The organism is Nocardia sp. NPDC006630, from assembly GCF_040611495.1.
Classification (GTDB): domain Bacteria; phylum Actinomycetota; class Actinomycetes; order Mycobacteriales; family Mycobacteriaceae; genus Nocardia.
This window is the reverse complement of the sequence record NZ_JBEXOK010000002.1, coordinates 101,466-127,651: the sequence shown is the minus strand read 5'-3', so window position 1 is coordinate 127,651 and position 26,186 is coordinate 101,466. Positions and strand designations below refer to the sequence as shown.

Sequence of the window (26,186 nt, the reverse complement as noted above, 5' to 3'; positions counted from 1 at the left end):
ACCCCCCCAACCAACGCCCCCGGGCCCCCCCCCCCGGCCCCCCCCGGCGACTTGTGCTGGGTGTGCTCACCCGGAGCCCGGTTTCCGCATACCGGGTAACCGGGCGGTGCGAATATCGCCGATTGTTTGCAACGGGTTGCCCAATCGGGACCCCGTCACCACCGTCCTGTGGGCATCATGGACAGATGGACTTGGTGAATACGGTGGCGCCGAGCCTCGCGGGGGTGCTTCACCGGGACTTCTTCTGGATGGTGTGGAACAGCGTTCTCGCTTGGATTCCGGTTGCGCTCGCGCTCTTGGTTTTCCGTTCCGACCCGCAGTTCGGGCGGCGGCTACCGGTGTCCCCGGTGTGGTGGGCGGGGGTTGCGCTGCTGATGCTGTTCCTGCCGAACGCACCCTATGTGGTAACCGATTTGGTGCATTTGCGCGATGATGTGCGCGCCATCGGCGACGGTCCGGTGGTCTCCACGGTATTGCCGGTGTACGGCGTCTTCATCGTCTCGGGATTTCTGGCCTACTACCTGGTGCTGGCGGAGCTGCGCGGTTTCCTGGAGCGCATCGGCCTGAAGGCCTGGCGGGCCCCGGTCATCCTGACGGTCCATCTGCTGTGTGCCGTAGGCGTTTTCCTGGGCCGCTGGGTACGCCTCAACAGCTGGGAGCCGGTGGTCGAGCCGCGCGGCACCTTCGAGCGCATGGTGCTGGCCCTCACCTGGGAGTGGGCCCCGATCCTGATTGCCGCGGTCTTCGTGGCAACGGCCCTGGGCCACTTCGTGACTCGCGCGGTGGCCGAGGCCGGAGTGGCGAGCGCGCGCCGCGGCGCCCGGCTGGTGCGAAGTCTGCGCCTCGCACCGCCGAGCCCCGATCAGGTGTGATCAGGCGAGGCCGAGGCGCTCCGCCGCGAGAATGCGGATCGCCTTCTTGTCCGGCTTGCCGAGGCCGGTGAGGGGGAGCTTGTCGATCAGCAGCACATGCTTGGGCACCTGCACGGAACCCTTGCGCTGCTTGACCGCCGCCTGAATCTCCGCGGTCACGATCTCGACGGCGGCGGCATCGGCGGCCGTCTCCGGATCGAGGACCAGCAGCGCGGTCACAGCCTCGCCCCAGTGCGCGTCCGGCACGCCGACCACCGCGACCTCGAGCACCCGGGGATGCTCGGAGACAACGTCTTCCACCTCCCGCGGGAACACATTGAACCCACCGGTGACCACCATGTCCTTGCTGCGGCCGACGATGAAGAGGAAACCGTCCTCGTCCTCGCGAGCCAGATCACCGGTGCGCAGCCAGCCGTTGTGGAAGGTTTCCGCGGTGACCTCGGGCAGATTCAGGTAGCCGGCCGCGAGCAGCGGTCCGGAGACACAGATTTCGCCGACCTCACCGGGCGCGACCGGATTGTCCTCACCGTCGAGCAGCGCCACCCGCACCGCGGTGGAGGGCCGCCCGCACGAGGTGAGCCGCTCCTTGTCGTGCTCCTCCTTGCCCAGATAGCTGATGGCCATGGGCGCTTCGGACTGCCCGAAGTACTGCGCGAAGATCGGCCCGAAGCGATCGATGGCCTCCTGCAGGCGATTCGGGTCGATGGCGGAGGCGCCGTAGTAGACGGTCTCCAGCGACGACAGATCGCGGGTCGCCGAATCCGGGTGATCCAGCAGCGCGTAGAGCATCGACGGCACCAGCATGGTGGCGCTGATCTTGTGCTCCTCGATGGCCTTCAGCACTTCACCGGCATCGAAGCGCGGCACCACGACGCACTGCCCGCCGAGCAGCACGACCGGCAGGAAGAATGCCGCACCCGCATGCGAAAGCGGTGTGCAGATAAGGAATTTCGGCCGCTTGGGCCATTCCCACTCCGACAGCTGAATCTGCGTCATGCTCGTCATGGTGCGCGCGGTGCCGACCACACCCTTGGGCTTGCCGGTGGTCCCGCCGGTATAGCTGATCGAGATGACGTCCTCGGGCAGCAGATCCACCGCCTGCACCGGCTGCGGCTCGTACTTGTCGGCGGTGGCGAGCAGATCGACGCCCACATCGGCCAGCGCCTCGGGCACGGGCCCGAGCACCAGCACGCGGGTCAGGCTCTCCACCCGATCCACCAGCTCCCGCGCCCGCTGCACGAACGCCGGAACCGGATCCAGGATGAGCGTCGTAATACCCGCGTCCGCAAGCACATACGCGTGATCGTCGACGCCGCCGATCGGATGCAGCGCGGTGCGCCGCTGCCCGGAGATCTGGCCCGCACCGATGGTGAAGAGCACCTCCGGCCGGTTCAGCGCGAGGATGCCGACGGGACTGCCCTGCACCAGGCCGTACTCGGCGAAGGCCGCGATATAGCGGCTCATCGCATCGAGCACCTCACCGCCGGTGAGCACATTGCCACCGAGGGTCAGCACCGGCCGGTTCTTGTGCCGGCGCAGTCCGGACACCAGCAGATGGCCATTGTGCAGTGGCAGCCGCAGATGGGTGTCGGGATCGATTGTGGTCATAGCCTTCTCCACTTCGAGCGGTTCTTGTCAGCGGTTATAGCGTGTGTGCGCCGTACAGGGTGACGACGACCGCGCCGCCCAGGCCCAGATTGTGGGCGAGCGCGGTGCGCGCGTCGGGCACCTGGCGTTCGCCCGCGAGTCCGCGCAGCTGCCAGGACAATTCGGTGGCCTGCGCCAGGCCGGTGGCGCCGAGCGGGTGGCCCTTGGAGATGAGCCCGCCGGACGGGTTCACCACCCAGGTGCCGCCATAGGTGGTGGCGCCGGATTCGACCAGCGCACCGGATTCGCCCTCACCACACAGGCCCAGGGCCTCGTAGGTGATGAGCTCGTTGATGGTGAAGCAGTCGTGCAGCTCGATCACATCGACGTCCGTGACCCCGATTCCGGCGGTGGCGAACACCTTCGAGGCGGCCGCGCGGGTCATGGGCGCGCCCACGACATCGATCATGGAGCCGGTCGAGAAGGAGTTGCCGTCATCGGTGGCCAGTTCCTGCGCCAGAATCTCGATGGCCTGATCCTCGAGCCCGTGCGCCCGCACGTACTCCTCGCTGACCACGACCGCGGCGGCCGCGCCGTCGGACATGGGCGAGCATTGCGAGCGGGTCAGCGGTCCGTGCACCGGCTTGTCACCGAGTACCTGCTCCAGCGTGTACGCATCCTGGAACTGCGCCAGCGGATTCCGCGTGGAGTGCTCGTGGTTCTTCACCGCGACCGCGGCCAGCTGCTCGGGCGTGGTGCCGTAGCGCTTCATATGCTCGATGGCCGCATTGCCGAAGAACTGCGTGGTAATGGGCGCCTGGCTGAAGTCGTACTGCTCGCGCATGACGGCCAGGTGGTGATCCACGGTGGTGGCCTTGGGCCGGGTGGCCGGGCCCGCCATGGACTCCTTGGTCATCTGCTCGAAGCCGACGGCCAGGGCGATGTCCACAATGCCGCTGCTGACCCATTCGCGGGCCAGCATGAGCGCGGTGGACCCGGTGGCGCAGTTGTTGTTCACATTGACGATCGGAATGCCGGTGAGACCCACCTCGTACAGGGCGCGCTGCCCGGCGGCAGACGGCTGGAAGACGTAGCCGGCAGCGGCGCGCTGCACCTGGTCGTAGGTGATTCCGGCATCGCCGAGTGCGCCGTTGACGGCCTCGGCGACCATCTGCGGGTAGGTCCACTCGCGGGAACCGATCTTGACGAACGGGGTCATATTGACACCGACGACGAAAACGCGACGCATTCTTCCTGTACTCCTGTTCTGCGGAAACAACTGTGGTGCTGGTCAGTCGGCGCGCGGGACGCGGCCGTCGATATCGGTGAACCCGTATTCCCCGGCGAGGTCGGCGACCTTCCAGGCTTTACCGCTGCGCGCCTTGCGCTTCGGATCGGCGGCCAGTGCCACGACGGCCCGGCCCGGGAAGCGGGGGGATTCCGCGGTATCGAGATCGAAGGTGCCCTCGCCGGGCAGGGTGACCAGGCGGCGGCCCTGCGCATCGGCCGGAACCATCTGCAGCAGTTCGGTATTGACGATGCCGGGCCACAGCGAGATCGCCGTCGCCTCGGTATCGGCGAGGTCGTGCGCCATATCGGCGGTGAGCCGATCCAGCGCGGTCTTGCCGACGCCGTAGACGGCATTGTGCATGTACCGGGTCGCGCCGGGGGAGGACACATTGACGATGAGCCCACCGGATTCGATGATCAGCGGCGCCGCGAAAACGCTTGCCACATAGTGCGATCGAACGCCGATATCGAAGGTCTCGTCCCACGCCTTGGGCGGCACCTCCCAGAACTTGCGGCCCAGCCAGCGGGCGGCGGCGGGGGAGTTGTAGACATTGTTCACCAGTACATCCAGGCGGCCGTGCTCCGCGCGCACCTGCGCGAAGAGCTTTTCGACCGCACTGTCGTCCTTGTGGTCGCAGACCACCGCGACTCCGGTGCCGCCGAGCGCATCGATCTCGGCGGCGGTGCCCGCCACCGTGCCCGGCAGGTGTCCGGCGGTGGTGGTGCGTCCGGTGACATAGACGGTTGCGCCCGCCGCGCCCAGCTCCAGGGCAATGCCCTTGCCGATACCGCGGCTGGCTCCGGTCACCACGGCGACCGTTCCGGCGAGAATCTTGGGTATTTCGCTCACGACCTCTGGACACTACCTTTAAATAGGAACGTGTTCTAGAAATTGGAGGCAGCAGTGGAGCTGACGCATCGGATCGTGGATACCGGAGACATCCGTATGCACGTGGCGGAGCAGGGTGAGGGGTATCCGGTCATCTTCTGCCACGGGTTCCCGCACACCTGGTTCATGTGGCACAACCAGCTGGAAGCGGTCGCGGCCGCCGGATATCGCGCACTGGCCCCGGACCTGCGCGGCTACGGGCGCACCGACGCGCCCGCCGGGCTGGAGTCGTACACGAACGAGGCCGTCATCGGCGATCTGCTGGCGCTGCTGGACGATATCGGCGAGCAGCGGGCCGTCTTCGTCGGCCTGGACTTCGGTGCGCAACTGGTGTGGGAGCTGTCGCTGCGGCATCCGGACCGGGTGGCGGCGGTGGCGGTCCTGAACAATCCGTTCAGCCCGCGTCCGCCGCGTCCGCCGTCAGCGTTCTGGACCAAGGCGGCGGATCGGCACTTCCTGCATCTGGCGTACTTCCAGGAGCCCGGTGTCGCCGATGCCGAACTGGCCGCCGACCCGCGCGGATTTCTGGCCCGGGTGTACTACTCGCTCAGCGGTGACTACCACTACCTCGACACCTGGAAGAACCCGCCGGGCCTGGGCTACCTCGACGTGCTTCCGGAAGCGCCGCCCATGCCGTGGTCATGGCTCTCGGAAGCCGAATTCGACACGCTGGTAGCGGATTTCGAGCGCACCGGGTTCACCGGCGGGCTCAACTGGTACCGCAGCCTCGACCGCAACTGGGAGCTCACCGAGGCCTACGCCGACGCCAAGGTCACCGTCCCGACCTTCTTCCTCTACGGCGAGAACGACCCGGATATGGAGGGTTTCAGCGGCCGCGACCCGCTGGCGACATTGCGCGCCAATGTGGTCGACCTGCGCGAGGTGGTCGAAATACCCAAGGCGGGCCACCTGGTTCAGCTCGAACGTGCCGATGCCGTCAACGGGTTCCTCATCAGTGCCCTGAAGAGTTTGGACCTGACCGTCTCGACTTCTGCCTGATCCGCATCATCTGAAGATCGTCTGAAGGACTGGCCCGACGTCTTTTCGACGGGCCACCCTTCGGGCTGTGATGGTGGCATGAAACTACAAGCGAGAGCACACCGTTCCGGGATTCGAGTGGCCTTGGCGTTGACGGTCGCGGCGGTTCCGATGGTCATGGCGGCGGGCGCCGCATCGGCGGAAGCGCCGGCGGACGGGACGGCCGTATCCGCGCCGAACCTCCAGTACGTCCACGATGGCTACTGGCATTGGGTGCACTGCGATCGTGACCACGAGTACTGGCGTCCGGCTTGCCATCCGGAATGGGGCGGATGGACCGAACAGCTGCCGGAGACCGGCAGCTTCTGATATCACCGAGATCCGGCCTGCCAGGCCGGATCTCGGCTGTCGGCAGCGGATTACGCGGGCCGGGTCGCGCGGTAGAAGGTGACTCGTCCGACATGGCGGTAGACGCCGGAATCCACTTCCTCGCAGTCGAATCCGGCGGCGCGCAGGAGCCGGGGAATGCCGTCACCGAGGTTGCCGCTCGCGTGTGGATTCTTCAGCATGCGGCGGGATGCGTATCCGTCTGCGGCGGAGATGTTTCCGCCGACATCGGCCAGATGCAGTCGCCCGCCGGGGCGGAGTACCCGCAGCACCTCGGCCGCGAGCGCGGGCTTCAGCTCGGGGTCGAGGTGATGCAGCATGAATGAGGAAAATACGTAATCGAAGCTGCTGTCGGGGAACGGCAGATCTTGCGCGTATGCGCGTTCGAATCGAATTCCTGTGCGGCCATGGATCTTGCGCTCGGCGCGAGCCAGGGCGAGTGGATCGGGATCGGTGCCGATGACGTCGGCCCGTGGTTGGGCATCCTTCGCGGCAACGGTGAGTGTGCCGGTACCACAGCCGATTTCGAGGATTCGGGTATCGGGTGCGAGGTCGGCCTGCCGGATGAGTGACCGGTGCACCCTGCGGGCTCCGAGCAGGCGGGTGAGCAGGTCGTAGAACGGCAGCATGACATCACGGCCAGCGGCGGGGAGGTAGTCGTGACGGTTGCCCATGGCCTGGTGGAGGGGAGTATCTTTCGTCATGTATTCCATGATGTGCACCGAGCTGGCTGAGCAATTGATGGATCATCGGCAGAACTAGGATTATCTTTGGTTCATGTCCGAACGTCCGCACACCATCCGGTACGAAGCGGGCGTGCCGGTGTACCGCTACTCGTCCGATCCCGCTGTACCGCCGATTTCGGTCATGCGATTCGCCCACGACGGGCGACCGGGGTACGGCACGCCGCACATCCACGACTTTCCGGTGCTGCTCTATGTGGACCGCGGCACGCCGGGCGAGCAGCAGCATCCGGGCCTGGCGCGGACCGGAGACGTTTACGTGGTCGCACCGGGCGCGGTGGTGGACGGCCGGGCGGTCACCATGGACAGCGCGGCCGGAGTGCTCTTCGATCCGGCGGCGCTCGGCGATGACACCCGTGCGCCCTGGCCGGCCTGGCGAGCGCACCCGCTGCTGTTTCCCTTTCTGCACGGCACCCCGAGCGGGTTGCTGCGGCTGTACGTGCCTGCGGAACGGCAACCGGTGTGGGAGAACACGATCGCCGCCATCGAGGACGAATTGTCCGCCAGTCGAACGGGATACCGCCAGGCCGCCGCGGCCCACCTCACCCTGCTCCTGGTGGACATCGCCCGGCTGGCCGTAGATGTGGTGGGAGACCTGCAGCGCAGCAATGAATCCGTGCTCGCCGGGGTCTTCACCGTCATCGAAGATCGCTTCGCCGAGCAACTCTCACTGCGCGACGTCGCGGCCACGATCGGCATGACCCCCGCCTACCTCACCACCCTGGTCCGCCGCCGCACCGGGCGCACCGTCCAGGACTGGATCCTCGCCCGCCGCATGTCCGAGGCCCGCCGCCTGCTCACCGACACCGACCTGCCGATCAACGACATCGCCCGCCGCGTAGGCATTCTCGACCCCGGGTACTTCACCCGCATGTTCCGCCGCGAACACGATATGACCCCGCGCATCTGGCGTACGCGCAGTGACGTGGCATAGCGCGCGCTACACCGTTCCAGGTCTGCGGATACGCGCTGTCGTTCAGGCGACCGGGCGAAGGCTTTGCGGCGTCAGGTCTTTCAGCGTCGGGTAGCCGTCGACCGCCATGATCAAATCGGCTTCGGCCAGCAGCGACCGCAGGACGTGGACGATGCCGTCGGTGCCGCCGAGAGTGAGGCCGTAGGCGTAGGGGCGGCCGATGCCCACCGCGGTGGCGCCGTGCGCCAGGGCCTTGATGATGTCGGCGCCGCTGCGAATGCCGGAGTCGAACAGGACCGGGAGCCCCTCGGCCGCGGCGACCACGTCCGGGAGCATATCGAGCGCGGGGATGCCGCCATTGGCTTGGCGGCCACCGTGATTGGAGCAGTAGATGCCGTCCACGCCGCCGTCGCGGGCGCGGCGGACGTCATCGGGGTGGCAGATACCCTTGACGATCAGCGGCAGCTTGGTCAGCGAGCGCAACCACGGAAGGTCTTCCCAGGTGAGGGGATTGCCGAAGACCTGGATCCATTTCAGGATCGCCGATTGCGGGTCCTGTTCCGGTGATTGGGCCAGGCTCGCGCGGAAGACCGGGTCGCTGAAGTAGTTGGCCAGGCAGTGCCCGCGCAGCTGCGGGAAATTGCCGGTGGACAGATCGCGCGGGCGCCATCCGGTCACCCAGGTGTCGAGAGTGACGACAATGCCCTGGTATCCGGCGCGCTCGGCGCGTTCGACCAGGCTGGCGGCGAGATCACGGTCGGTCGGGGTGTAGAGCTGGAAAAAGCCTGGCGTATCACCGAATTCGGCTGCCACGTCCTCCAGCGGATCGACCATGAGCGTGGATGCCACCATGGGAATTCCGGTACGTGCCGCGGCCCGAGCGGTCGCGAGATCGCCGTGCCCATCCTGGGTGCACAGGCCGATCACGCCGATCGGAGCCATGAAAACCGGTGCGGGCAGGGTCATTCCGAACAGATCGATGGACAGCTCGCGCTGTGCCGCGCCGACGAACATGCGGGGGATCAGCCCCCAGTGGTCGAAGGCCGTCACATTGGCGCGCTGGGTGCGCTCATCGCCGGCGCCGCCGGCCACATACGACCACACCGACGGCGGCATGGCCGCGCGTGCCCGCTCTTCCAGTTCGGCGAAGCTCACCGGGAGCGCGGGCACCACGCCGCGCAGCCCGTTGAAGTAGATCTCGTTCTGAAAGTCACCGAATGCCATGACGTCATCTCCAGTTTCCGAACCTGCCGGGGTACCTGATTATTGTGCGAGACTGAGCGTTGGAACCGTTCGAAACGCAGTATTCAGTCACGGAGACCAGTACAAGTGCAGGATGATGTCAGAGCGCTGAGCGAAGAGGATCTCGCGCTGATCCATGCCCTGCAATTGCGGCCCCGCGCCTCCTGGACCGAGCTGGGGCAGGTGCTCGGCATCGATCCGGTGACCGTCGCCCGTCGCTGGCAGCGCGTGGACGAGCGCGGCGAAGCGTGGGTGTGCGTCTCGCCGGGGCCCGCGCTGTTCGATCTGGTCTGTGCCGCGTACGTCGATATCGATTGCGCGGCGGGCTCGACCGCAGAGGTGGTCACCGTGCTCGCCGGTCATCCCCACATGCTCACCCTCGAACGCTCCGGCGGCAGCAATCGGATCTTCGCCACCGTGGCGACCCGCGACTTCGATCAGATGGGCCGGTACACCCTGGATGTGCTCCCGGCCGTCCCGAATGTCGTCGCGGTGCGGACTCGGATCGTCACGCACTGGTTCGCCGAGGGTGGCAGCTGGCGCATCGACGCGCTGGCTCCGCAGCAGCGCGATCAGCTGCGAACACCCGTTGCTCCCGCCGCCGACCCGCGGGGACGGCGGCAGGTGACCGAGCTGGACCGGGCGATGATCGATCAGCTGTACGGCGACGGCCGGGCTTCTCACCGGGCGATCGCCACCGCGCTGGGGATCAGCAGCTCCACCGTCAAACGCCGGATCGACGAGCTGACCCGGCTCGGCCTGCTGAGTTTTCGCTGCGATTTCGCGCGCCCGCTCGGCGGCTGGCCGGTCGCGGTGACCTTCTGGGCGACGGCGCCCACCGCCGTGCTGCCCGAGATCGGATACGCGCTCATCCGGCTGCCGCAGACCCGCAATTGCGCCGCCGTGAGCGGCACGCACAATCTGGTGGTGCAGGCCGGGCTGCATTCGGTCGCGGAAGTCACGCGATTCGAAAACCAGCTCGCCACCATGCATCCCGAGCTCGCCATCACCGAGCGCAGCATCACGCTGCGCCACGAGAAGCTGCTCGGCCGTATCCTCGATCAGCACGGACGATCGAAAGCCGTTGTCCCGCCCGATATCTGGCGGGATATCTCCTCCGCCGATCAGTAGTTGGCGTTGAGGTACTCAGCGGCGTGTGTTGTCCACAGCACGTTGGTGCCGGGCATGGTGTGGCCGGAGTATCGGACGTGCTCGCCATCGGGCCACGGCGTGAGATATCCGAGCAGACCGCGCACGGCGGCCGTGTACCGGTCCAGATTCGACACCGGGTCCAGCAGGAGGAAATCCAGCAGCTCATGGAACAGCAGTGGCGTCAGATTGCCGATCCGGGCGCCTTCCACCAGTGAGAACGGCGAGATCCCGGCATCGATGAGCCGCAGCGGCGAATCGGCGGCCGAGGCGGTGATGATGTCGTTGGGATTGGCGTATTCGAAGACGTCGACATCGGTCGGCCAGGCCTTGCGCCGCCGGTGCAGGCCGTAGGTGCCCGCCGGGCAGAGACCTCCCACCGATTGCCCGGACCGCCGCATCGGATTGGCGATATTCACCACGAACGCGATCTCCAGCGGTGAGCCGTCGACATTGGTGAACTGCCCCGCCCGCACCCCCTCGAGAATGGTGCTCGCGACAATCCCGCCGAGTGAATAGCTCAGCAGCCCACAGACATTCGGCGAATCCTGGAGCGCCTGCACCCCCGCCGCCACCCCCAGTCGCACCGAGGTGTCCAGCGACGGCCCCCAGGTATTCGGATCCGGCCCGATCGACGCCGGCCAGTCCGGCTCGAACCAACTGAACCTCGCCGGATCCAACAGCTTGGTGACATCCTGCAGCATTCCCGCCGGAGTCCCATCGGAATTGCGCAGCTCCCCGGTCCCGCGCAAGGTAATGATGTCGATCATGATCAACTCCATCCACGCGCCAACCTTTTCGGCGCCCACCAGCAACGTTAGGCCCGCCGGTGGCAGCAATCGCGAGTAGTGAACTACCTGATCACGCGGGACCTCATGCGGTTCGCACGCAACTCAGGTGGGTGGCGAAGGCGGTGAACTGTCGAGCCATTTCGAGTGCAGCGGCACGGAGACCGGCAGTAGCGGAACCGCGGGCGAATCGGTGCCCGAGGGATCCGATTGGACGAAGAGGGCCGATACCGCGGCCACGATCAGGACCAGTGCGGCGAGGGCGCCGGCAATGAGACGGGCGATCAGGAACCAGCGCACCCGCCAGCGTCGTTCCGGCACTGGAGTTTCGGTGGCCATGGCCCTCCTTGAATGAAGTCTCGTGGGCAGATCGCCGCACGGTGAGTTCGCATTACCGATTGCCGTAGTCGCACCTACCGCGCAGTGGGGGAACGCATGGGCGGGGAAGGGATTCGAGGTGGAAATCACTCGAGGTAAATCCCACTGTTGCGAGTCGGAGGGCTGAAATCGGCTGACAATAGTGGCGTGGATGCTCTCACGGTGCGTAGGTCCGGAGATGGGCCCGAAGTAGTGCTGGTGCACGGCGGGGCCGGTCCGAGGTCCACGTGGGCGGGGCTGGAACCACTGGCGGCGCGGTGGACGCTGCTGATGGTCTATCGGCGTGGGTTCGAGCCGAGTCCGCCGGGAGTGGATGGGCGGCAGGACTTTGTGGTCGATGCGGAGGATCTCGGTGCGGTGTTCCGGGAGAGTCGTCCCCATGTGGTCGCGCATTCCTACGGGGTGGTCGGAACACTGCTGGCCGCCGCTGAACAGCCGCAGAGTGTGCGTTCGCTGACGCTGATCGAACCGCCGCTGTATTTCCTTGTTCCAGGGGACCCCGACGTGGCTCGATTGCGAGAACTGGGGGACGAGGTCCTCCTCAACGGTCTCGAGGCCGATCCCGATGTGCTGCGTGAGTTCCTCGCTCTCACCGGGTCACCCGGTATCGATGCCGGGCGGCTCCCGGACGCGGTCGTGGCCGCCGTGCTCCGTGCGCACGGCGGGCGTCTGCCTGGGCAGGCCCGGCCGAATCTCGCGGCATTGCGGGCGGCCGGAGTTCCGGCGCTGGTCGCCTCCGGCGCGCATTCCGCTGCCCTGGAACGGATCTGCGACGCACTCGCCGAAGAACTCGGAGCACAGCGGCTCATCGCACCCGGAGCCGGCCACTTCGTCCCGGCTGCACCGGGTTTCACCGATGAGCTGGAGAAATTCCTCTCGCACTGCGAGGGCGAGTCCCGGTGATCCGGTGGTCGTGCGGACCGCACGGCACCGGCAGACCTCGGTCGCGGATGCTTTATTGTCTGTGGCGCAACGGAATACGGAGGGCAAATGGGATCGACCGCGCCGATGACCTATGTGATCGATGTCAGCGGGGAGATGGGCGTCGCGGGTGATCGCGACACCATCGGGGGATGGCCCGTATTGGACGCGGATCAGCCCTGGCCGGTATGCGACTGCGGTGCGCGCATGGCGCTGTACTTCCAGGTCGAGGTGCCCGCCGGGGTGCCGCACTTCGGCGGCGACCAACTGCTGGTCTTCCAATGTCCGGTCGAAAGCGATGCCTGCTATCCGTCCGAGACCCAATTGCCTGCGCAGTACTGGTACCACCCCGCCGAGAACGATCATGCGTTCTGGCGAATCCTCTTGCAGCGCAATGGTGTCTCCGTCGCGACCGCGGATCCTTATCTACAGCCGCACCGGCTCGTCGTCCGCGGATTCGAGGATGCCGACCACAGCAACGCCAGCCACCCGCTCCAGGATTTCAAGGTCGGCGGCGCCGCATTCTGGGTGCAGGCCGCCGAACACTTCCGCTGCTCGTGCGGCACCGACCTGGTCTTCCTCTGCCAGGTTCCGGAGAACTTCGAGTTCTCCGCCTACCTGCGCGATCCGGATATCGACCTTCCAGCCTTCGACGACGGACTGCTGCTGGGCAATATCGTCTACATCCTGGCGTGCCCGGCGCACTGCCATCCCGCCGCCGCGTACCCGGTCTGTCAGAACTGAGTTCGGCGCAGTGAATCGGCCGGCGGTGGCCTCGACTTCAGTGTGACCGATACGGTGACCGATTCGGCGACAAGCGAATTCGGCACCGGGTCGCTACAGTGGTGCGGTTCGATCACAGACGAGGAAACGCACACTCATGGGATTTCGGCATCGCCGCCCGCTGTTACAGTCCGAAATCCCCGCGACACTGGCTCTTTTCGGTGTCCTCACCCTAGGTGCGGTGCTGTTGCCCGCGGCTCCCGCGATGGCCGGTCCGTTGCATCCGTGGGCGGCTCCGCCGGTGAACTCCTGCGGGGAAACAGGTTTCGATCCTCTTGCCCGGCAACCCAATCCCGATCCGTCGCAGAAGCAACCGGATGCGCCGATCAAGATTCCGGTGCCGATCCCGCAGATCGTGACCGTGCAGGTACCGGGCCCCAAACCCGACAACACGCGGATCGATCCGGCCGCGTTGCCCTCGGATCCGTGTGGCAACCCGTGCCCCGATATTCGGGACGACCCGGCCCCGACCACCGCGCCCGGCGGGACCGGAAGCGGCAGCGGCTTGTCGCTGCCCCGGGTCGAGATCGCTCCCGAGGCCGAACCGATCCCGATTCCGGTGCCCGGCGGTGAGGCTCCGGAACCGCAGGCCCCGCCGACCTCGGACGTGCAACCGCCGGAGCCCGCGCCGGCGGTCGCGCCGGTGCCGGCCCCGCAGGTGGATTCGGTGGCGCTGGTCAATCAGGTGACCGGGCACGGGTCGCTCAACCGCACCGATATGCGCTGGTCGGTCGATGGCACCGATCTGGGATTGATGTGGGAGAACAAGCCCGGTCAGGTCGCGGTCGTGTTCGGTGACACCTTCGGCAAGGGCTGGCAAGCAGGCGGTGCCGGTACCGAGCAGCAGGACTGGCGCAGCAATGCCCTCGCCTACAGCAGCAATCGTGATCTGTCCCAGGGTCTGGTGCTGGATGAGTTCGTGCAGAACAGCCGTTGCCATGCCGCGGAGATCCTCGACAGTCGCAAGATCAAGAACTTCGAGCACACCACCATCCCGACCTCCGGTTTCGCGATCGGGGACCGGCAGTACCTGACGTATATGTCGATCAACCACTGGTCGCGTATTCCGGGTATGTGGTGGACCAACGACGGTGGTATCGCCTATTCCGATGACAACGGGCGTACCTGGACCAAATCGCAGTGGGCGCGCTGGGACAACCTGTTCGGGCTGGGCCGTTTCCAGGTCGCGACGATGGTGCCGCACGGGGATTACGTGTACATGTTCGGCACCCCGAACGGGCGTCTGGGCGTGATCGGTTTGGCGCGGGTTCCGTCGGGTCAGGTGCTCAACAAATCGGCGTACCAGTACTGGATCGACGGCACCTGGGTCGCTGCGGACGGGGCCAACGAATTATTGGCCACCCCGGTCGTTTCCGGTACCGCGAGCGAGTTGTCGGTGCGTTTCGATCAGGACACTCAGCAGTGGCAGTTGGTGTATCTGGACGTGACGCGCGGGCAGATCGTGATGCGTACCGCCGCGCAACCGCAAGGGGCGTGGAGTGATCCGGTGCCGTTGCTCAGCACCGAGGACTACCCGACCGCGTACGGCGGATTCATGCACCCGTGGTCCACGGGCAAGGACCTGTACTTCACCGTCTCGGCATGGAACAGCTACAACGTGTACCTCATGCACGCCACCCTGAAATGAGAATTCGCGTCTGAACGTGTCGAGGGTCGCCGACGGGGTATCGACCAGTCGTGACCTTCGACCTGACACCCACGGCAGCGCAGCACGACCTGGCCAAGCGTGCGCACGAATTCGCCCGAGACTGCATCAGGCCGGTGGCGTCCCACTACGACCAGGCCCAGGAATTTCCCTGGCCGGTCCTGGAGGAGGCGGCGAAACGCGGTTTCTACAGTCCGCTGTTCTACCGCGACCTCATCGGCGACCCGACCGGATTGTCGCTGCCCATGTTCATGGAGGAGCTGTTCTGGGGCTGTGCCGGCATCGGATTGGCGATTGTGATGCCCGCACTGGCCCTGTCGGCGATCGGCCAGGCGGCCACGCCCGAGCAGATGCTGCAGTGGGCGCCCGAATGTTTCGGCAGCCCGGGGGATCTGAAGCTCGCCGCGCTCGCGATCTCCGAACCCGAGGGTGGCAGCGATGTGCGCAATCTGCGCACGCGGGCCGTACGCGACGGTGACGACTGGGTCATCGACGGTCACAAGATGTGGATCGGCAATGGCGGCATCGCCAATGTGCATGTCGTCAACGCGGTGGTCGATGAGCAGCTGGGCCACCGCGGCCAGGCGCTGTTCGTAGTGCCCGGCGGCACACCAGGATTGGAACTGGTGCGCAAGCTCGACAAGCTCGGATGCCGCGCATCGCATACCGCGGAATTGCAGTTCAACAGCGTGCGCGTGCCGATGGCCAATCTGCTCGGCGGACCGGAGAAGCTCGAGCACGCACTGGCCAAGCGGCGCGAGGCGGCGCGCAGCGGCGGCCGATCCGGTTCGGTGACGCTGGGAACCTTCGAACAGACTCGCCCGATGGTCGCGGCCCAGGCGCTCGGAATCGCAAGAGCCGCTATGGAATACATGACCTCCTACGCGACCCGCCGCGAGGCCTTCGGCGCGCCGATCATTGACAATCAGGGCATCGCCTTCCCGATCGCGGACCTGGCCACCCGCATCGACGCCGCACGACTGCTGACCTGGCGGGCATCCTGGATGGCCGCCCAGGGTGTCCCGTTCGAACGCGGCGAAGGTTCGATGGCGAAGCTGGCCGCCAGCGAGGTCGCGGTGAAAGCCACCGAACGCGCCATCCAGACGATGGGCGGGTGGGGCTACATCACCGATCACCCGGTGGAGAAGTGGTACCGAGATGCCAAGCTGTACACCATCTTCGAAGGCACCAGCGAAATTCAGCGCATAGTCATCGCACACGCCCTGGGCGCCGCCGAAGGCCGGCCCCCACTGCACGTCGACCTCGAACCCTCGGGCGGCCCGCTGAACAAGGCGTTCGGCCGCGGCAACGAGGTGCGCACCAGAGCCGCGGCCGCAGCGCTGAATATGCGCGATCGCGTACCGGGCCCGGTCATGAAGGCCGCCTTGAAGTTCCTGCGCCCGCCGCGCTGACAACGCTCGACCCCCTGCGGGCGGCCCGGAAGCTGTGCGAGAAGACATTTGGGCCGCTCGGAGAGCAGTCCTCGGCCGGGGTTGCTGCGCGGTTGATGGTTCCGAAGGCGCCGGTCGGGCGTTCGCAGGTCGGCTGAAACGGCGGGTTCGGCAAGTGCGGGCGACGTAGGGTCGGAGGGTCATGTGGGTTCGAACTTCGAAAGGCTTTGCCTGTGCTCGTGGAACGACTTGCTGCTGGGTTTCGCTCGATCGATACGACCGCGCTGTGTGATGCCGATAAGTCGTTGCGGGTGATGGACAGTGCGATTCGGCCGCGATCGGCGGGGATCAGAATTCTGGGACCGGCATTCACTGTCCGGTGCTACGGGGATTTCTTCGCGGTATTGCGGGCCATCGAGACCGCCGCGCCGGGGGATATTGTCATCGTCGACGGCGGCAGTAGTGAAATCGCCTTGGCCGGAGAACTTTTCGCGCGCGGGGCGCTGGTACGCGGACTGGGCGGGATCATTGTCGACGGCGGTTACCGCGATATCGGCTATGTCCGTGATTGCGAGCTGCCGATCTACAGCCGTTTCATCACACCCATGGCCGGAACCACCACCGAACTCGGGGAACTGCAGGTCCGCGTGACCTGCGGCGGTGTGCCGGTGCATCCGGGCGACCTGATTCTCGCCGACGATGAGGGCATTGTGGTGGTCGATCCGGCGCGAGTGGAAACGCTGCTGACCGCCGCCACCGCCATCAAACAGGCCGAAGCCCGTGTTATCGCGAAGCTGGACGCGGGCGCCACGCTCAGCGACTGCCTCGGCATCTCCGCGCATACCGAAGCCCTGCGCAAGGGCGAGCACTCCGCCCTGGAATTCCTCGCCTGACCCGAGTACTCGCCGTGCCGCCTCCGTGGCTGCCGGGCCGGCGTCGGATAGCCTGCGACCGGTTCGAAGATCTGTCCACGATTGGTCCGGATACACCGAAAGACGGGGCACGATGAGCGGATTCGATTTGTCACGAGAAACTACAGCACGAGGAACTACAGCACGAGGTAGGGCAGCACGGGGCGTGGCCGGAATGGCCGTCGCGGCGGCCTGTATCGCGGTACCGCTGGCGGCAGCCCCGCAGGCGGCCGCAGCGGGCACGCCGACGCTGACGATCAGCATGACCGGCTCCCCGGTCGGCCCGGCCAAGCTCGCCTCCGTCGGCTGCGGGCAGACCGCGGTGGCGACGGTGAAGATGGCCGACGGTACCCCGGTATCGCACGGCTCGGTGGAGTTCACCAGCCACCTGCCCGGCATCTCCGGCAATGTGGTGGGAACGGTGCCGGTCACCAATGGCACCGCCAGCATCCCCTGGGTTCCCGGCGTCGCGGGTCAGCACATCATCAGCGCGATCTACTTCGACGATGCCTCCGACCTGCGCCCCGCCTCCGGGCAGACGATGATCACCGCCATGAACCTGAACGGCGTGTGCGTCTGATCCGGAACCGCTGGGCCGGAGCGTGATTCAGCTGCTGTGAATCGCGATGACCGGCCGCTTCGACGGCTGGAGTGTGGCGAGCAGGGTGCGAACGACGTCCTCGGAGACGGCGACGCACCCTGCAGTCGCCGCACCGACATCCCCGTGCACGAAGAATGCCGACCCCTTACCCGGCACCGCCGGAGCTCGGTTGTAGTCGATGACGAGTGCGTGGTTGTACTGCGGGTCGACTCGTCCGAGGTTCTCACCGGCCGAGGTATCGAACGGGCAGGCGGTCTCCGCGCACCGGTATTTCTGGTTGTACAGCGGACTTTCGGCATCGGAGACCCACCACCAGGTATTCGACGGGTCGATCCTGAGATAGGGCAGTCGCGCGGCCGCATCCGGCAATCGGCCGAAGCCCTCCGTCAGCGTGAAAATTCCTTCGGGCGTGCGCGAACTTCCCTCGGTGGCACGGTTCGAGATCCCCTCCGCGCCGACCCAGGCAGGGACGGCGAACGTACGCTTCCAGTCCCGCAGCCGATTTCGCTGCCACAACTCCAAGCTCCCGTGATCGGCCCCGGCGGGTGCGGTCACCCAGACGACCTGAGTGCCCGGCACGGTATCCGGATCGAACGGGGGCCGATCGCTGCTGAGCCGGGGCAGCATCACAACGGCGAGCACCGCGACGGCCGCGGCGATGGTCCAGCGCAGCGTCCGGACACCCTTGTCTGCCAATCCCACTCGCGCTCCCCACAGTCGTCGACGAGGGCATCGTAGCGAGTCGGATCAATAATCAGCGGGACTTCGGCACTGCGCCGAGTGACAAGTTACCGCAGGTCGGGGGCGTTACCACCCCCGACCCGGGCGGATACTCAGCTCGGGAGATCGGCGGCTGCGGCCTCGTCGAGCAGCCAGGTGGTGGATTCGCTGCCGATGGCTCCGGCGGACGGAACATCCAGGGGCGAAGCGCCATTCAGGGCTGCGGCGACCGCGGCGGCCTTGGCCTCGCCGCCGACAATGAGAACCACATGACGGGACCTGCGGATGGCGGGCAGTGTCAGTGTGATGCGGACGGCCGGGGGTTTGGGTGAATGTGTTTCGGCGACAACGAGTTCGCGGTCCTCGCGGGTGGCGTCCGTATGCGGGAACAGTGAGTTGACGTGGCCTTCACCGCCCATGCCGAGCAGGTGCAGATCGAAGGCGCCGTGCTCGGCCAGGTATGCGTGGACCGTGGCGGAGTACTCGCCCGCGGCCTCGAGCGGATCAGGGTAGTCACCGCTGGAGGTTTCGGTGGGGTGCACCCGGGCCGGGTCGAGCGGAACATGGTCGAGCAGCGCCTGCCGAGCCTGCAGGTCATTGCGCTCCGGATCCCCGGTGGGCACGAAACGCTCATCGCCCCAGAAGATGTCGACCTTGGACCAGTCGATGTCGCCCGGCGCCTTGCGCACCCATTCGAGCAGGCCGATACCGGTGCCGCCACCGGTCAGGACCACCGACGCGCTGCCGCGCAGCCGCTGCGCCTCCACGACCTCGGTGACGAAGCGGGCGGCTGCGGCCTGCACGAGTTCCTCGGTGGTGGCGAAGGTTTCGACGACGGGCTTACTCATAGATCACCCTTTCGATTCCGGTCAGCGCCTCGGCGTAGACCTCGTCGGCGTCGAGATGGCGCAGCTCCTCGGCCAGGCAGTCCCGGGTCTCCCGGCGGGCCAGGGCGAAACGCTGATCGGGCTCGCCCGTGCGGGTCAGGGTCGCGGTGCGGCCGTGCTGCGGACGGGCGATGGAGATGGTCACCGACGAGCGGTGCATCTCCACCTTCAGCTCGCCGGTCTCGCGGATCACCGGGCAGGACAGGCGAGCGGCGAGCCAGCCGGCCAGCATGTCCAGTGCGGGTTCATCCTGCAGACCCGAAACCGTCACGGACTCAACGGGTTCGAACGGCGCCTCGTCCAGGGCCGCGGCCAGCAGGGCGCGCCAGTAGGTGACCCGGCTCCACGCCAGATCGGTATCGCCCGCCGCATACGAATCGCGGCGCTTCTTGATGGTGTCCTGCGGATCGGGCGCGAAGGTCGCGTCGGTGATCCGGCGGGTCGCCAGGCGGCCGACCGAATCCTTGGACGGGAAATCCGGGGCGCCGCGCGGCCACCACGCCACCACGGGGGTGTCGGGCAGCAGGAACGGCACCACCACACTGCTCTCGTGACTGACCAGATCGCCCTGCAGCCGAAGCACTATCACCTCGGCCGCGCCGGCATCGCCGCCCACGCGGATCTGGGCGTCCAGTCGCGTCGCCGCATTCCGGTCACCACGCGCGAGAACTATGACGCGGCAAGGATGTTCACGACTGGCGTCATTGGCGGCGTCGATGGCGTCCTCGGCCTCCGAGCTGTCCAGGGTGCAGACGACCAGGGTCAGCACCCGGCCCATGGTGACCACGCCATTGGCCTCACGCAGCTGGATCAGCCGCTTGGATACCTCACGGGTATCGGTGTCCGGCATATCGATGATCACGGTCGCCGCCATTCCCGCCCGCTGCGCGCGAGCATTTCGTCGGCGGATTCCGGACCCCACATACCGGCCTCGTACGGATCGGGCTTACCGGTCTGCGCCCAGTGCTCGAGTACGGGATCGAGTATGCGCCAAGCCAATTCGACCTCCTCGTTGACCGGGAAGAGCGACGGCACACCGAGCAGCACATCCAGGATGAGCCGCTCATAGGCCTCGGGGGAGTCCTCGGTGAACGCCTCGCCGTAGCTGAAGTCCATATTCACATCGCGGACCTCCATGCTGGAGCCGGGCACCTTCGACCCGAATCGCATGGTGATGCCCTCGTCCGGCTGCACGCGAATCACCAGGGCGTTCTGCCCCAGCTCCTCGGTCATGGTCTGGTCGAAGGGCAGATGCGGGGCCCGCTTGAACACCACCGCGATCTCGGTGACGCGGCGCCCCAGGCGCTTTCCGGTGCGCAGATAGAACGGCACACCCGCCCAGCGTCGCGTCTCCACGGCCAGGGTGATGGCGGCGTAGGTCTCGGTGCGCGAATTCGGGTCGAAACCCTCCTCCTGCATCAGGCCCACCACCGACTCGCTGCCCTGCCACCCGGCGGTGTACTGCCCGCGCGCGGTGGTCTCGTCCAGCGGTTCGGCGAGCTTGGTCGCCGAGAGCACCTTGATCTTCTCGATCTGCAGTTGCCGCGGCTGGAAGCTCACCGGCTCCTCCATCGCCGTCAGCGCCAGCAGCTGCAGCAGATGGTTCTGGATCACATCGCGGGCGGCGCCGATACCGTCGTAATAGCCTGCGCGACCGCCCAAACCGATGTCCTCGGCCATGGTGATCTGCACATGATCGACGTAATTGGCATTCCAGATCGGGTCGAACAGCTGGTTCGCGAAGCGCAGCGCCAGAATGTTCTGCACCGTCTCCTTGCCGAGGTAGTGGTCGATGCGGAACACCGACTGCTCGGGGAAGACCGAATTCACCAGGGCATTGAGCTCACGGGCGCTGTCGAGATCGTGGCCGAACGGCTTCTCGATGACCACGCGCCGCCAGGTCGGCGCATCGCCGTGCTCCGGCTTCGCCTGCGCGAGACCGTTCTTCGAGAGCTGATCGAGCACCACCGGGAACTCGGTGGGCGGAATCGCGAGGTAGAAGGCGTGATTGCCGCCCGTCCCGCGATCGCGGTCCAGATCCTTGAGGGTGGTCGCCAGCCGGTGGAAGGCGGCATCGTCCTCGAAAGTGCCCTGGACGAAACGCAATCCGGCCGACAGCTGATCCCATACCTCGTCGCGGAACGGTGTGCGCGCCGAGGAGCTCACCGATTCCTTGACCACGGCGGCGAAGTCCGCATCGGACATATCGCGCCGGGCGAAGCCGACCAGGGAGAAACCCGGGGGCAGCAGCCCCCGGTTCGCCAGGTCATAGATGGCCGGCAGCAGTTTGCGCCGCGACAGGTCACCGGTCACACCGAAAATCACCATGCTGCACGGCCCGGCAATGCGGGGAACCCGGCTGTCGCGTCCATCGCGGAGCGGGTTCACCGTCGCGGTCGTCGTCACTGCGCCGGCCACTGTCAGTTGCTCCCGGCTGCCTGGAGCTGTTCGGTGGTGGCGCCGAGCAATTCCTCCCACGAGGTCACGAACTTGTCGACGCCCTCGACCTCGAGCACGCCGAACACCTCGTCCAGATTCACACCGGCGGCGGCGATCTTGTCGAAGATCTCCTGTGCGGCCGGACCGGTGCCGGACATGGTGTCGCCGGAGACGACGCCGTGATCGGCGAAGGCCGCGAGGGTCTTCTCCGGGACGGTGTTGACCGTATTCGGCGCGACCAGTTCGGAGATGTACATGGTGTCCGGGTAGTCCGGGTTCTTGACACCAGTGGACGCCCACAGCGCACGCTGGCGATTGGCCCCGCCCGCCGCCGACAGCCGCGCGAACACCGAAGTGTGCTTGCCGCCGTCGAATACGTCCTGGTACGCGGCATAGGCCAAGCGCGCGTTGGCGATTCCGGCCTTACCGCGCAGCGCCAGCGCCTCGGGGGTGCCGATGGCCTCGAGCCGCTTGTCGATCTCCGAGTCCACGCGGGAGACGAAGAACGAAGCGACGGAATGGATCTTGGCCAGATCGTGGCCCGCGGTGTGCGCATTGGTCAGGCCGTCGAGGTACGCGCCCATGACCGCGCGGTAGCGCTCGACCGAGAAGATCAGCGTCACATTCACGCTGATGCCCTCCGCGATCACCCGCGTGATGGCCGGAATACCGGCCTCGGTGGCGGGAATCTTGATGAACAGGTTGGGCCGGTCCACGATCTTCCACAGCTCGATGGCCTGGGCGACCGTGCCGTCCTCGTCGAAGGCCAGCCGCGGATCGACCTCGATGGAGACGCGGCCGTCGGTGCCGCCGGACGCCTTGAAGACGTCGGCGAACACATCACAGGCCGAGCGCACGTCATCGGTGGTGATGGTGCGGATGGCGGAATCGACATCGGCGCCGCGGGCGGCGAGCTCGCCGACCTGGGCGTCGTAGTCGTGGCCCTTGGACAGGGCGCCCTGGAAAATCGTCGGGTTGGTGGTGACGCCGACAATGCTCCAGGTATCGATCAGTTCCTGCAGATTGCCGGACTTGATGCGACCACGCGAAAGATCATCGAGCCATACGGAGACCCCGGCGGCCGACAGGGCCGCGAGGTTGGGGTTCTGGGTCATTGCAGGACTATCCCTTCACCTTGGCGAGCGAGCGCTGCGCGGCAGCGACGGTGGCTTCGGTCGTGATACCGAACTCGCGGAACAGCGTCTTGTAATCGGCCGAGGCGCCGAAGTGCTCGATCGACACGATTTCACCGGCATCGCCGACGAATCGGTACCAGGGCATTCCGATCCCGGCTTCCACCGAGACACGCGCCTTGACCGACGGCGGCAGCACCTGATCGCGGTAGGACTGATCCTGCGCGTCGAACCACTCGACACACGGCATCGACACTACGCGCGTGCCGATGCCCTCGGCCTCGAGCGCGGTGCGCGCGTCGACCGCCAGCTGCAGTTCCGAACCGGTGGCGATCAGGATCACCTGCGGTGTGGCAGTGGAGGATTCGGCCAGCACATAACCGCCCTTGCGGACGCCCTCGTAGCTGGTGCCCTCCTGGATCGGCAGATCCTGACGGGTCAGCGCCAGCGCGGACGGGCCGTCCTGGTGCGGGGCGTCCGACGGTACGAAGTGCGAATGCCGTTCCGCGGAGTCGCGTTCCAGAATGGTGCGCCAGGCGTAGCTGGTCTCATTGGCATCACCCGGGCGGACCACGTTCAGGCCCGGGATGGCGCGCAGTGCGGCCAGGTGCTCGATCGGCTGGTGCGTGGGGCCGTCCTCGCCGAGACCGATGGAGTCGTGCGTCCAGACGTAGGTGACCGGGGTGCGCATGAGCGCGCCCAGGCGCACCGAGGGGCGCATGTAATCGGAGAACACCAGGAAGGTGCCGCCGTAGGGACGCGTAGGACCGTGCAGCGCAATGCCGTTCAGGATCGCGCCCATGGCGTGCTCGCGCACACCGAAGTGCAGGGTGCGGCCGTACGGGTTCGCCTTCCACATGCCGGTCGAGATCGACTCCGGGCCGAAGCTCGGGCTGTTCGGCATGGTGGTGTTGTTGGATTCGGCGAGGTCGGCCGAGCCGCCCCACAGTTCCGGCAGCACCGGGGCGAGGGCCGCGAGGACCGCGCCGGACGCCTTACGGGTGGCCATGCCCTTCTGATCGGCGGGCCAGGTCGGCAGCTGGGCGGACCAGCCGTCGGGCAGGGTGCGGGTCTGCAGGCGATCGAAGAGCGCCTTGTTGGCCGGGTTCGCGGCGGCCCACGCGTCGAACTGGTCCTGCCACGCGGCCTTGGCGGCCTTGGCGCGATCGGCGACCTGGTTGCGGGTGTGCGCGATGACCGCGTCGTCGACCTCGAAGCTCTGCTCGGGATCGAAGCCCAGCACCTTCTTGGTCGCGGCGACCTCGTCCTTGCCCAGTGCCGCGCCGTGCGCGCCGCCGGTGTTCATCTTGGTCGGGGCCGGGTAGCCGATAATGGTGCGCAGCACGATGATCGAGGGCTTATCGGTCACGGCCTGCGCCGCGGCGATGGCCTCCTCGATGCCGACGACATTCTCGCCGCCCTCGACGACCTGCACATGCCAGTCGTAGGCGCGGTAGCGCGCGGCGACATCCTCGGTGAAGGCGATGGTGGTGTCGTCCTCGATGGAGATGCGGTTGTCGTCGTAGAACAGGATCAGGTTGCCCAGCTGCTGCGTACCGGCCAGCGAGGACGCCTCGGAGGTGACGCCCTCCTCCATATCGCCGTCGGAGGCGATGACGTAGATGAAGTGGTCGAAGGCGCTCTGGCCCTGTGCCGCTTCGGGATCGAACAGACCGCGCTCACGCCGCGACGCCATCGACATGCCGATTGCCGAGGCCAGACCCTGACCCAGCGGGCCGGTGGTGATCTCCACGCCGTTGGTGTGGCGGTACTCCGGGTGGCCCGGGGTCAGGGCGCCCCAGGTGCGCAGCGCCTCGAGGTCGGACAGCTCCAGGCCGAAGCCCGCCAGGTAGAGCTGCACGTACTGGGTGAGGCTGGAGTGGCCGCAGGACAGTACGAAACGGTCGCGTCCCACCCACTCCGGATCGCTCGGATCGATCCGCATGATGCGCTGAAAAAGCGTGTACGCCAACGGCGCCAGGCTCATTGCGGTGCCCGGATGGCCGTTGCCGACCTTCTGCACCGCGTCCGCGGCGAGCACCCGGGCCGTATCAACGGCTCTGGTGTCCACGTCGGACCAGTCGGCAGGGTGATGGGGCTGAGTGAGTGCGCGGATGTCGTCTGTGACTGACACGACCGAGGTTCTCCTGACCTTCTCGTGAACACTGAAGTTGTCGGCGGGCTCGCTTGGCGGGGTGATGCGCGATGCGCCGACTCAATCATCCGACAGCGCACCGGACTACCCACCACCCTAAAGGTGGCCCATTCCGCGCCACGCGGGAACCCGCGTTCACCGGCCGTCGTGTCGTTGTTCGTGGCCTCGTGCGGACCGGTTTGTGACCGGTCTGTGGTCCGGTCGCGGACATATCTCGGTGCGCCCGCGCCGGACCTGGACGAGAGCACGGTCGGCGTGGGTCTACCATGCTCTGTAGTAGTAGCCGCGCCGCCACTGACTCCTTTCTAGGGAACGGCCGAGCGCGCTGCTGTTCCAGACCGGATCAAGATGCACGGCGTGCGAGGAGAAACAGTGCGGATTGGGCAACAGCCGGGTGGCGCTCACGGCTCCTCCGGAACGGTGCTGGCCGACCGCGTCACGGGCAGTGGGCCGCTGGCATCGACCACCAGGCGAGTACTCGCCTATATCGCGCTCACCAAGCCTCGGGTGATCGAGCTGCTGCTGGTGGCAACGATTCCCACCATGCTGCTGGCCGATCGCGGTCACGCGGACCTGCGGCTGATCCTGGCCACGCTGTTCGGTGGCTGGATGGGCGCGGCCAGTGCGAACACGCTGAACTGTGTCGCGGACGCCGATATCGACAAGGTGATGAAGCGGACATCCAAGCGTCCGCTCGCACGTGAGGCGGTGCCCACGCGCAATGCCGCGGTCTTCGGCATCGTGCTCGGCCTGGGCTCCTTCGCCTGGCTGTGGTGGCAGGCCAATCTGCTCAGCGGTGTGCTGGTCGTCGCGACGATTCTGTTCTACGTCTTCGTCTACACCCTCGGCCTCAAGCGCCGGACCTCGCAGAATGTGGTCTGGGGCGGTGCGGCCGGCTGCATGCCCGCCCTGGTCGGCTGGTCCGCGGTGACCGGGTCGATCGGCTGGCCCGCGATCGTGCTGTTCCTGGTGATCTTCTTCTGGACGCCGCCGCACACCTGGGCGCTGGCCATGCGCTACAAGGAGGACTACAAGGCCGCGGGCGTTCCGATGCTCCCGGTGGTGGCCACCGAGCAGGTGGTGACCAAGCAGATCGTCATTTACACGTGGCTGACGGTATTGGCCACGCTGGCCTTGGCTCCGGCCGCCGGCGCGATCTATGCCGCGGTGGCGATTGTCGCGGGCGCGTGGTTCCTGCTGATGGCGCACCAGCTGTACTCGGGTGTGCGTCGCGGTGAGCCGGTGAAGCCGCTGCGGCTGTTCCTGCAGTCGAACAACTACCTTGCGGTCGTGTTCTGCGGTCTGGCCGTGGACTCGGTCATGGGGTGGCACACGCTGGGGCACATCGCCTTCGGGTGATCCT

25 protein-coding genes are annotated in these 26,186 nt (G+C 66.7%); 12 read left to right on the top strand and 13 right to left on the bottom strand.

Annotated features, from left to right (window positions below; translation table 11 throughout):
- Positions 1–185: 185 nt before the first annotated feature.
- Positions 186–872: a DUF1361 domain-containing protein gene (locus tag ABZX86_RS04875; RefSeq protein WP_355120123.1), complete on the top strand. Its 687-nt coding sequence runs from the start codon at positions 186–188 to the stop codon at positions 870–872.
- Here ABZX86_RS04875 and fadD8 read toward each other — a convergent pair whose 3' ends face one another.
- From fadD8 to ABZX86_RS04860, 3 genes are read right to left on the bottom strand one after another with little or no spacing between them, the layout of a single operon-like run.
- Entirely contained in the window at positions 873–2,480 is a 1,608-nt protein-coding gene (gene fadD8 / locus ABZX86_RS04870; RefSeq protein WP_355120121.1) for a fatty-acid--CoA ligase FadD8, read from the bottom strand.
- A gap of 34 nt (positions 2,481–2,514) precedes the next feature.
- Positions 2,515–3,708, bottom strand: a complete 1,194-nt coding sequence (locus ABZX86_RS04865) for a Nonspecific lipid-transfer protein (protein WP_355120119.1) — start codon at positions 3,706–3,708, stop codon at positions 2,515–2,517.
- A 42-nt stretch (positions 3,709–3,750) separates the two neighbouring features.
- Complete coding sequence (locus tag ABZX86_RS04860; RefSeq protein ID WP_355120117.1) at positions 3,751–4,599, bottom strand: SDR family NAD(P)-dependent oxidoreductase; 849 nt, start codon at positions 4,597–4,599, stop codon at positions 3,751–3,753.
- A 54-nt stretch (positions 4,600–4,653) separates the two neighbouring features.
- Between ABZX86_RS04860 and ABZX86_RS04855 the strand changes: the two genes are divergently transcribed.
- Both ABZX86_RS04855 and ABZX86_RS04850 read left to right on the top strand, forming a co-directional pair.
- Positions 4,654–5,637, top strand: coding sequence for an alpha/beta hydrolase (locus tag ABZX86_RS04855; protein WP_355120115.1), 984 nt, complete (start codon positions 4,654–4,656; stop codon positions 5,635–5,637).
- 78 nt (positions 5,638–5,715) lie between these two features.
- A complete protein-coding gene (locus ABZX86_RS04850; RefSeq protein ID WP_355120113.1) occupies positions 5,716–5,985 on the top strand; it encodes a hypothetical protein in 270 nt (89 codons plus the stop codon).
- Positions 5,986–6,035: 50 nt separating this feature from the next.
- On the opposite strand, the gene ABZX86_RS04845 is transcribed toward ABZX86_RS04850, so the two are convergent.
- Positions 6,036–6,707 carry a class I SAM-dependent methyltransferase gene (locus ABZX86_RS04845; protein ID WP_355120111.1) on the bottom strand — a complete coding sequence of 224 codons (672 nt, stop codon included), beginning with the start codon at positions 6,705–6,707 and terminating at the stop codon, positions 6,036–6,038.
- Between the two features lie 73 nt (positions 6,708–6,780).
- Here ABZX86_RS04845 and ABZX86_RS04840 point away from each other — a divergent pair, with 73 nt between their 5' ends.
- Positions 6,781–7,680: an AraC family transcriptional regulator gene (locus ABZX86_RS04840; protein ID WP_355120109.1), complete on the top strand. Its 900-nt coding sequence runs from the start codon at positions 6,781–6,783 to the stop codon at positions 7,678–7,680.
- Positions 7,681–7,722: 42 nt separating this feature from the next.
- Here ABZX86_RS04840 and ABZX86_RS04835 read toward each other — a convergent pair whose 3' ends face one another.
- Positions 7,723–8,883 (bottom strand): alpha-hydroxy-acid oxidizing protein, encoded by a 1,161-nt coding sequence (locus ABZX86_RS04835; RefSeq protein WP_355120107.1) that lies wholly within the window; start codon positions 8,881–8,883, stop codon positions 7,723–7,725.
- 105 nt (positions 8,884–8,988) lie between these two features.
- On the opposite strand from ABZX86_RS04835, the gene ABZX86_RS04830 reads away from it, so the two are divergent.
- Positions 8,989–10,032 carry an Lrp/AsnC family transcriptional regulator gene (locus tag ABZX86_RS04830; protein WP_355120105.1) on the top strand — a complete coding sequence of 348 codons (1,044 nt, stop codon included), beginning with the start codon at positions 8,989–8,991 and terminating at the stop codon, positions 10,030–10,032.
- Here ABZX86_RS04830 and ABZX86_RS04825 read toward each other — a convergent pair.
- A complete protein-coding gene (locus ABZX86_RS04825; protein WP_355120103.1) occupies positions 10,026–10,820 on the bottom strand; it encodes a hypothetical protein in 795 nt (264 codons plus the stop codon). The genes ABZX86_RS04830 and ABZX86_RS04825 overlap by 7 nt on opposite strands.
- Before the next feature lie 123 nt (positions 10,821–10,943).
- Complete coding sequence (locus ABZX86_RS04820) at positions 10,944–11,177, bottom strand: hypothetical protein (RefSeq protein ID WP_355120101.1); 234 nt, start codon at positions 11,175–11,177, stop codon at positions 10,944–10,946.
- 201 nt (positions 11,178–11,378) lie between these two features.
- Here ABZX86_RS04820 and ABZX86_RS04815 point away from each other — a divergent pair, with 201 nt between their 5' ends.
- The 6 genes from ABZX86_RS04815 (at position 11,379) to ABZX86_RS04790 (ending at position 17,468) form a co-directional block, all read left to right on the top strand.
- A complete protein-coding gene (locus ABZX86_RS04815) occupies positions 11,379–12,119 on the top strand; it encodes an alpha/beta hydrolase (protein WP_355120099.1) in 741 nt (246 codons plus the stop codon).
- An 87-nt stretch (positions 12,120–12,206) separates the two neighbouring features.
- Positions 12,207–12,881, top strand: coding sequence for a hypothetical protein (locus tag ABZX86_RS04810; protein ID WP_355120097.1), 675 nt, complete (start codon positions 12,207–12,209; stop codon positions 12,879–12,881).
- 244 nt (positions 12,882–13,125) lie between these two features.
- Entirely contained in the window at positions 13,126–14,568 is a 1,443-nt protein-coding gene (locus ABZX86_RS04805) for a DUF4185 domain-containing protein (RefSeq protein ID WP_355121256.1), read from the top strand.
- 50 nt (positions 14,569–14,618) lie between these two features.
- A complete protein-coding gene (locus ABZX86_RS04800) occupies positions 14,619–15,998 on the top strand; it encodes an acyl-CoA dehydrogenase family protein (RefSeq protein ID WP_355120095.1) in 1,380 nt (459 codons plus the stop codon).
- Between the two features lie 218 nt (positions 15,999–16,216).
- On the top strand, positions 16,217–16,870 hold the full coding sequence (locus ABZX86_RS04795) for an RraA family protein (protein ID WP_355120093.1): 654 nt from the start codon (positions 16,217–16,219) through the stop codon (positions 16,868–16,870).
- Positions 16,871–17,054: 184 nt separating this feature from the next.
- Complete coding sequence (locus ABZX86_RS04790; RefSeq protein ID WP_355120091.1) at positions 17,055–17,468, top strand: hypothetical protein; 414 nt, start codon at positions 17,055–17,057, stop codon at positions 17,466–17,468.
- A 27-nt stretch (positions 17,469–17,495) separates the two neighbouring features.
- Here ABZX86_RS04790 and ABZX86_RS04785 read toward each other — a convergent pair whose 3' ends face one another.
- The 6 genes from ABZX86_RS04785 to tkt form a co-directional block, all read right to left on the bottom strand.
- Positions 17,496–18,191 carry a L,D-transpeptidase family protein gene (locus tag ABZX86_RS04785; protein WP_355120090.1) on the bottom strand — a complete coding sequence of 232 codons (696 nt, stop codon included), beginning with the start codon at positions 18,189–18,191 and terminating at the stop codon, positions 17,496–17,498.
- 131 nt (positions 18,192–18,322) lie between these two features.
- Positions 18,323–19,057 (bottom strand): 6-phosphogluconolactonase, encoded by a 735-nt coding sequence (pgl, locus tag ABZX86_RS04780; RefSeq protein ID WP_355120088.1) that lies wholly within the window; start codon positions 19,055–19,057, stop codon positions 18,323–18,325.
- Complete coding sequence (opcA, locus tag ABZX86_RS04775) at positions 19,050–19,958, bottom strand: glucose-6-phosphate dehydrogenase assembly protein OpcA (protein WP_355120086.1); 909 nt, start codon at positions 19,956–19,958, stop codon at positions 19,050–19,052. Before opcA ends, pgl begins: the two co-directional genes overlap by 8 nt.
- The gene (gene zwf, locus ABZX86_RS04770; RefSeq protein ID WP_355120084.1) at positions 19,955–21,502 is read right to left on the bottom strand and encodes a glucose-6-phosphate dehydrogenase; all 1,548 of its coding nucleotides are present in this window, start codon (positions 21,500–21,502) and stop codon (positions 19,955–19,957) included. Before zwf ends, opcA begins: the two co-directional genes overlap by 4 nt.
- Positions 21,503–21,516: 14 nt before the next feature.
- Positions 21,517–22,650: a transaldolase gene (tal, locus tag ABZX86_RS04765; protein WP_355120083.1), complete on the bottom strand. Its 1,134-nt coding sequence runs from the start codon at positions 22,648–22,650 to the stop codon at positions 21,517–21,519.
- A 7-nt stretch (positions 22,651–22,657) separates the two neighbouring features.
- A complete protein-coding gene (tkt, locus tag ABZX86_RS04760; protein WP_355120081.1) occupies positions 22,658–24,802 on the bottom strand; it encodes a transketolase in 2,145 nt (714 codons plus the stop codon).
- A gap of 393 nt (positions 24,803–25,195) precedes the next feature.
- Here tkt and ABZX86_RS04755 point away from each other — a divergent pair, with 393 nt between their 5' ends.
- Positions 25,196–26,182 carry a heme o synthase gene (locus ABZX86_RS04755; RefSeq protein ID WP_327145773.1) on the top strand — a complete coding sequence of 329 codons (987 nt, stop codon included), beginning with the start codon at positions 25,196–25,198 and terminating at the stop codon, positions 26,180–26,182.
- Positions 26,183–26,186 lie beyond the last annotated feature (4 nt).

Bases quoted from the DNA above. Each gene is read 5' to 3' on its own strand.
- ABZX86_RS04875 (WP_355120123.1), top strand. From the start codon at position 186: ATGGACTTGGTGAATACGGTGGCGCCGAGCCTCGCGGGGGTGCTTCAC.
- fadD8 (WP_355120121.1), bottom strand. From the start codon at position 2,480: ATGACCACAATCGATCCCGACACCCATCTGCGGCTGCCACTGCACAAT.
- ABZX86_RS04865 (WP_355120119.1), bottom strand. From the start codon at position 3,708: ATGCGTCGCGTTTTCGTCGTCGGTGTCAATATGACCCCGTTCGTCAAG.
- ABZX86_RS04850 (WP_355120113.1), top strand. From the start codon at position 5,716: ATGAAACTACAAGCGAGAGCACACCGTTCCGGGATTCGAGTGGCCTTG.
- ABZX86_RS04845 (WP_355120111.1), bottom strand. From the start codon at position 6,707: ATGACGAAAGATACTCCCCTCCACCAGGCCATGGGCAACCGTCACGAC.
- ABZX86_RS04840 (WP_355120109.1), top strand. From the start codon at position 6,781: ATGTCCGAACGTCCGCACACCATCCGGTACGAAGCGGGCGTGCCGGTG.
- ABZX86_RS04835 (WP_355120107.1), bottom strand. From the start codon at position 8,883: ATGGCATTCGGTGACTTTCAGAACGAGATCTACTTCAACGGGCTGCGC.
- ABZX86_RS04825 (WP_355120103.1), bottom strand. From the start codon at position 10,820: ATGATCGACATCATTACCTTGCGCGGGACCGGGGAGCTGCGCAATTCC.
- ABZX86_RS04820 (WP_355120101.1), bottom strand. From the start codon at position 11,177: ATGGCCACCGAAACTCCAGTGCCGGAACGACGCTGGCGGGTGCGCTGG.
- ABZX86_RS04810 (WP_355120097.1), top strand. From the start codon at position 12,207: ATGGGATCGACCGCGCCGATGACCTATGTGATCGATGTCAGCGGGGAG.
- ABZX86_RS04805 (WP_355121256.1), top strand. From the start codon at position 13,126: ATGGCCGGTCCGTTGCATCCGTGGGCGGCTCCGCCGGTGAACTCCTGC.
- pgl (WP_355120088.1), bottom strand. From the start codon at position 19,057: ATGAGTAAGCCCGTCGTCGAAACCTTCGCCACCACCGAGGAACTCGTG.
- tal (WP_355120083.1), bottom strand. From the start codon at position 22,650: ATGACCCAGAACCCCAACCTCGCGGCCCTGTCGGCCGCCGGGGTCTCC.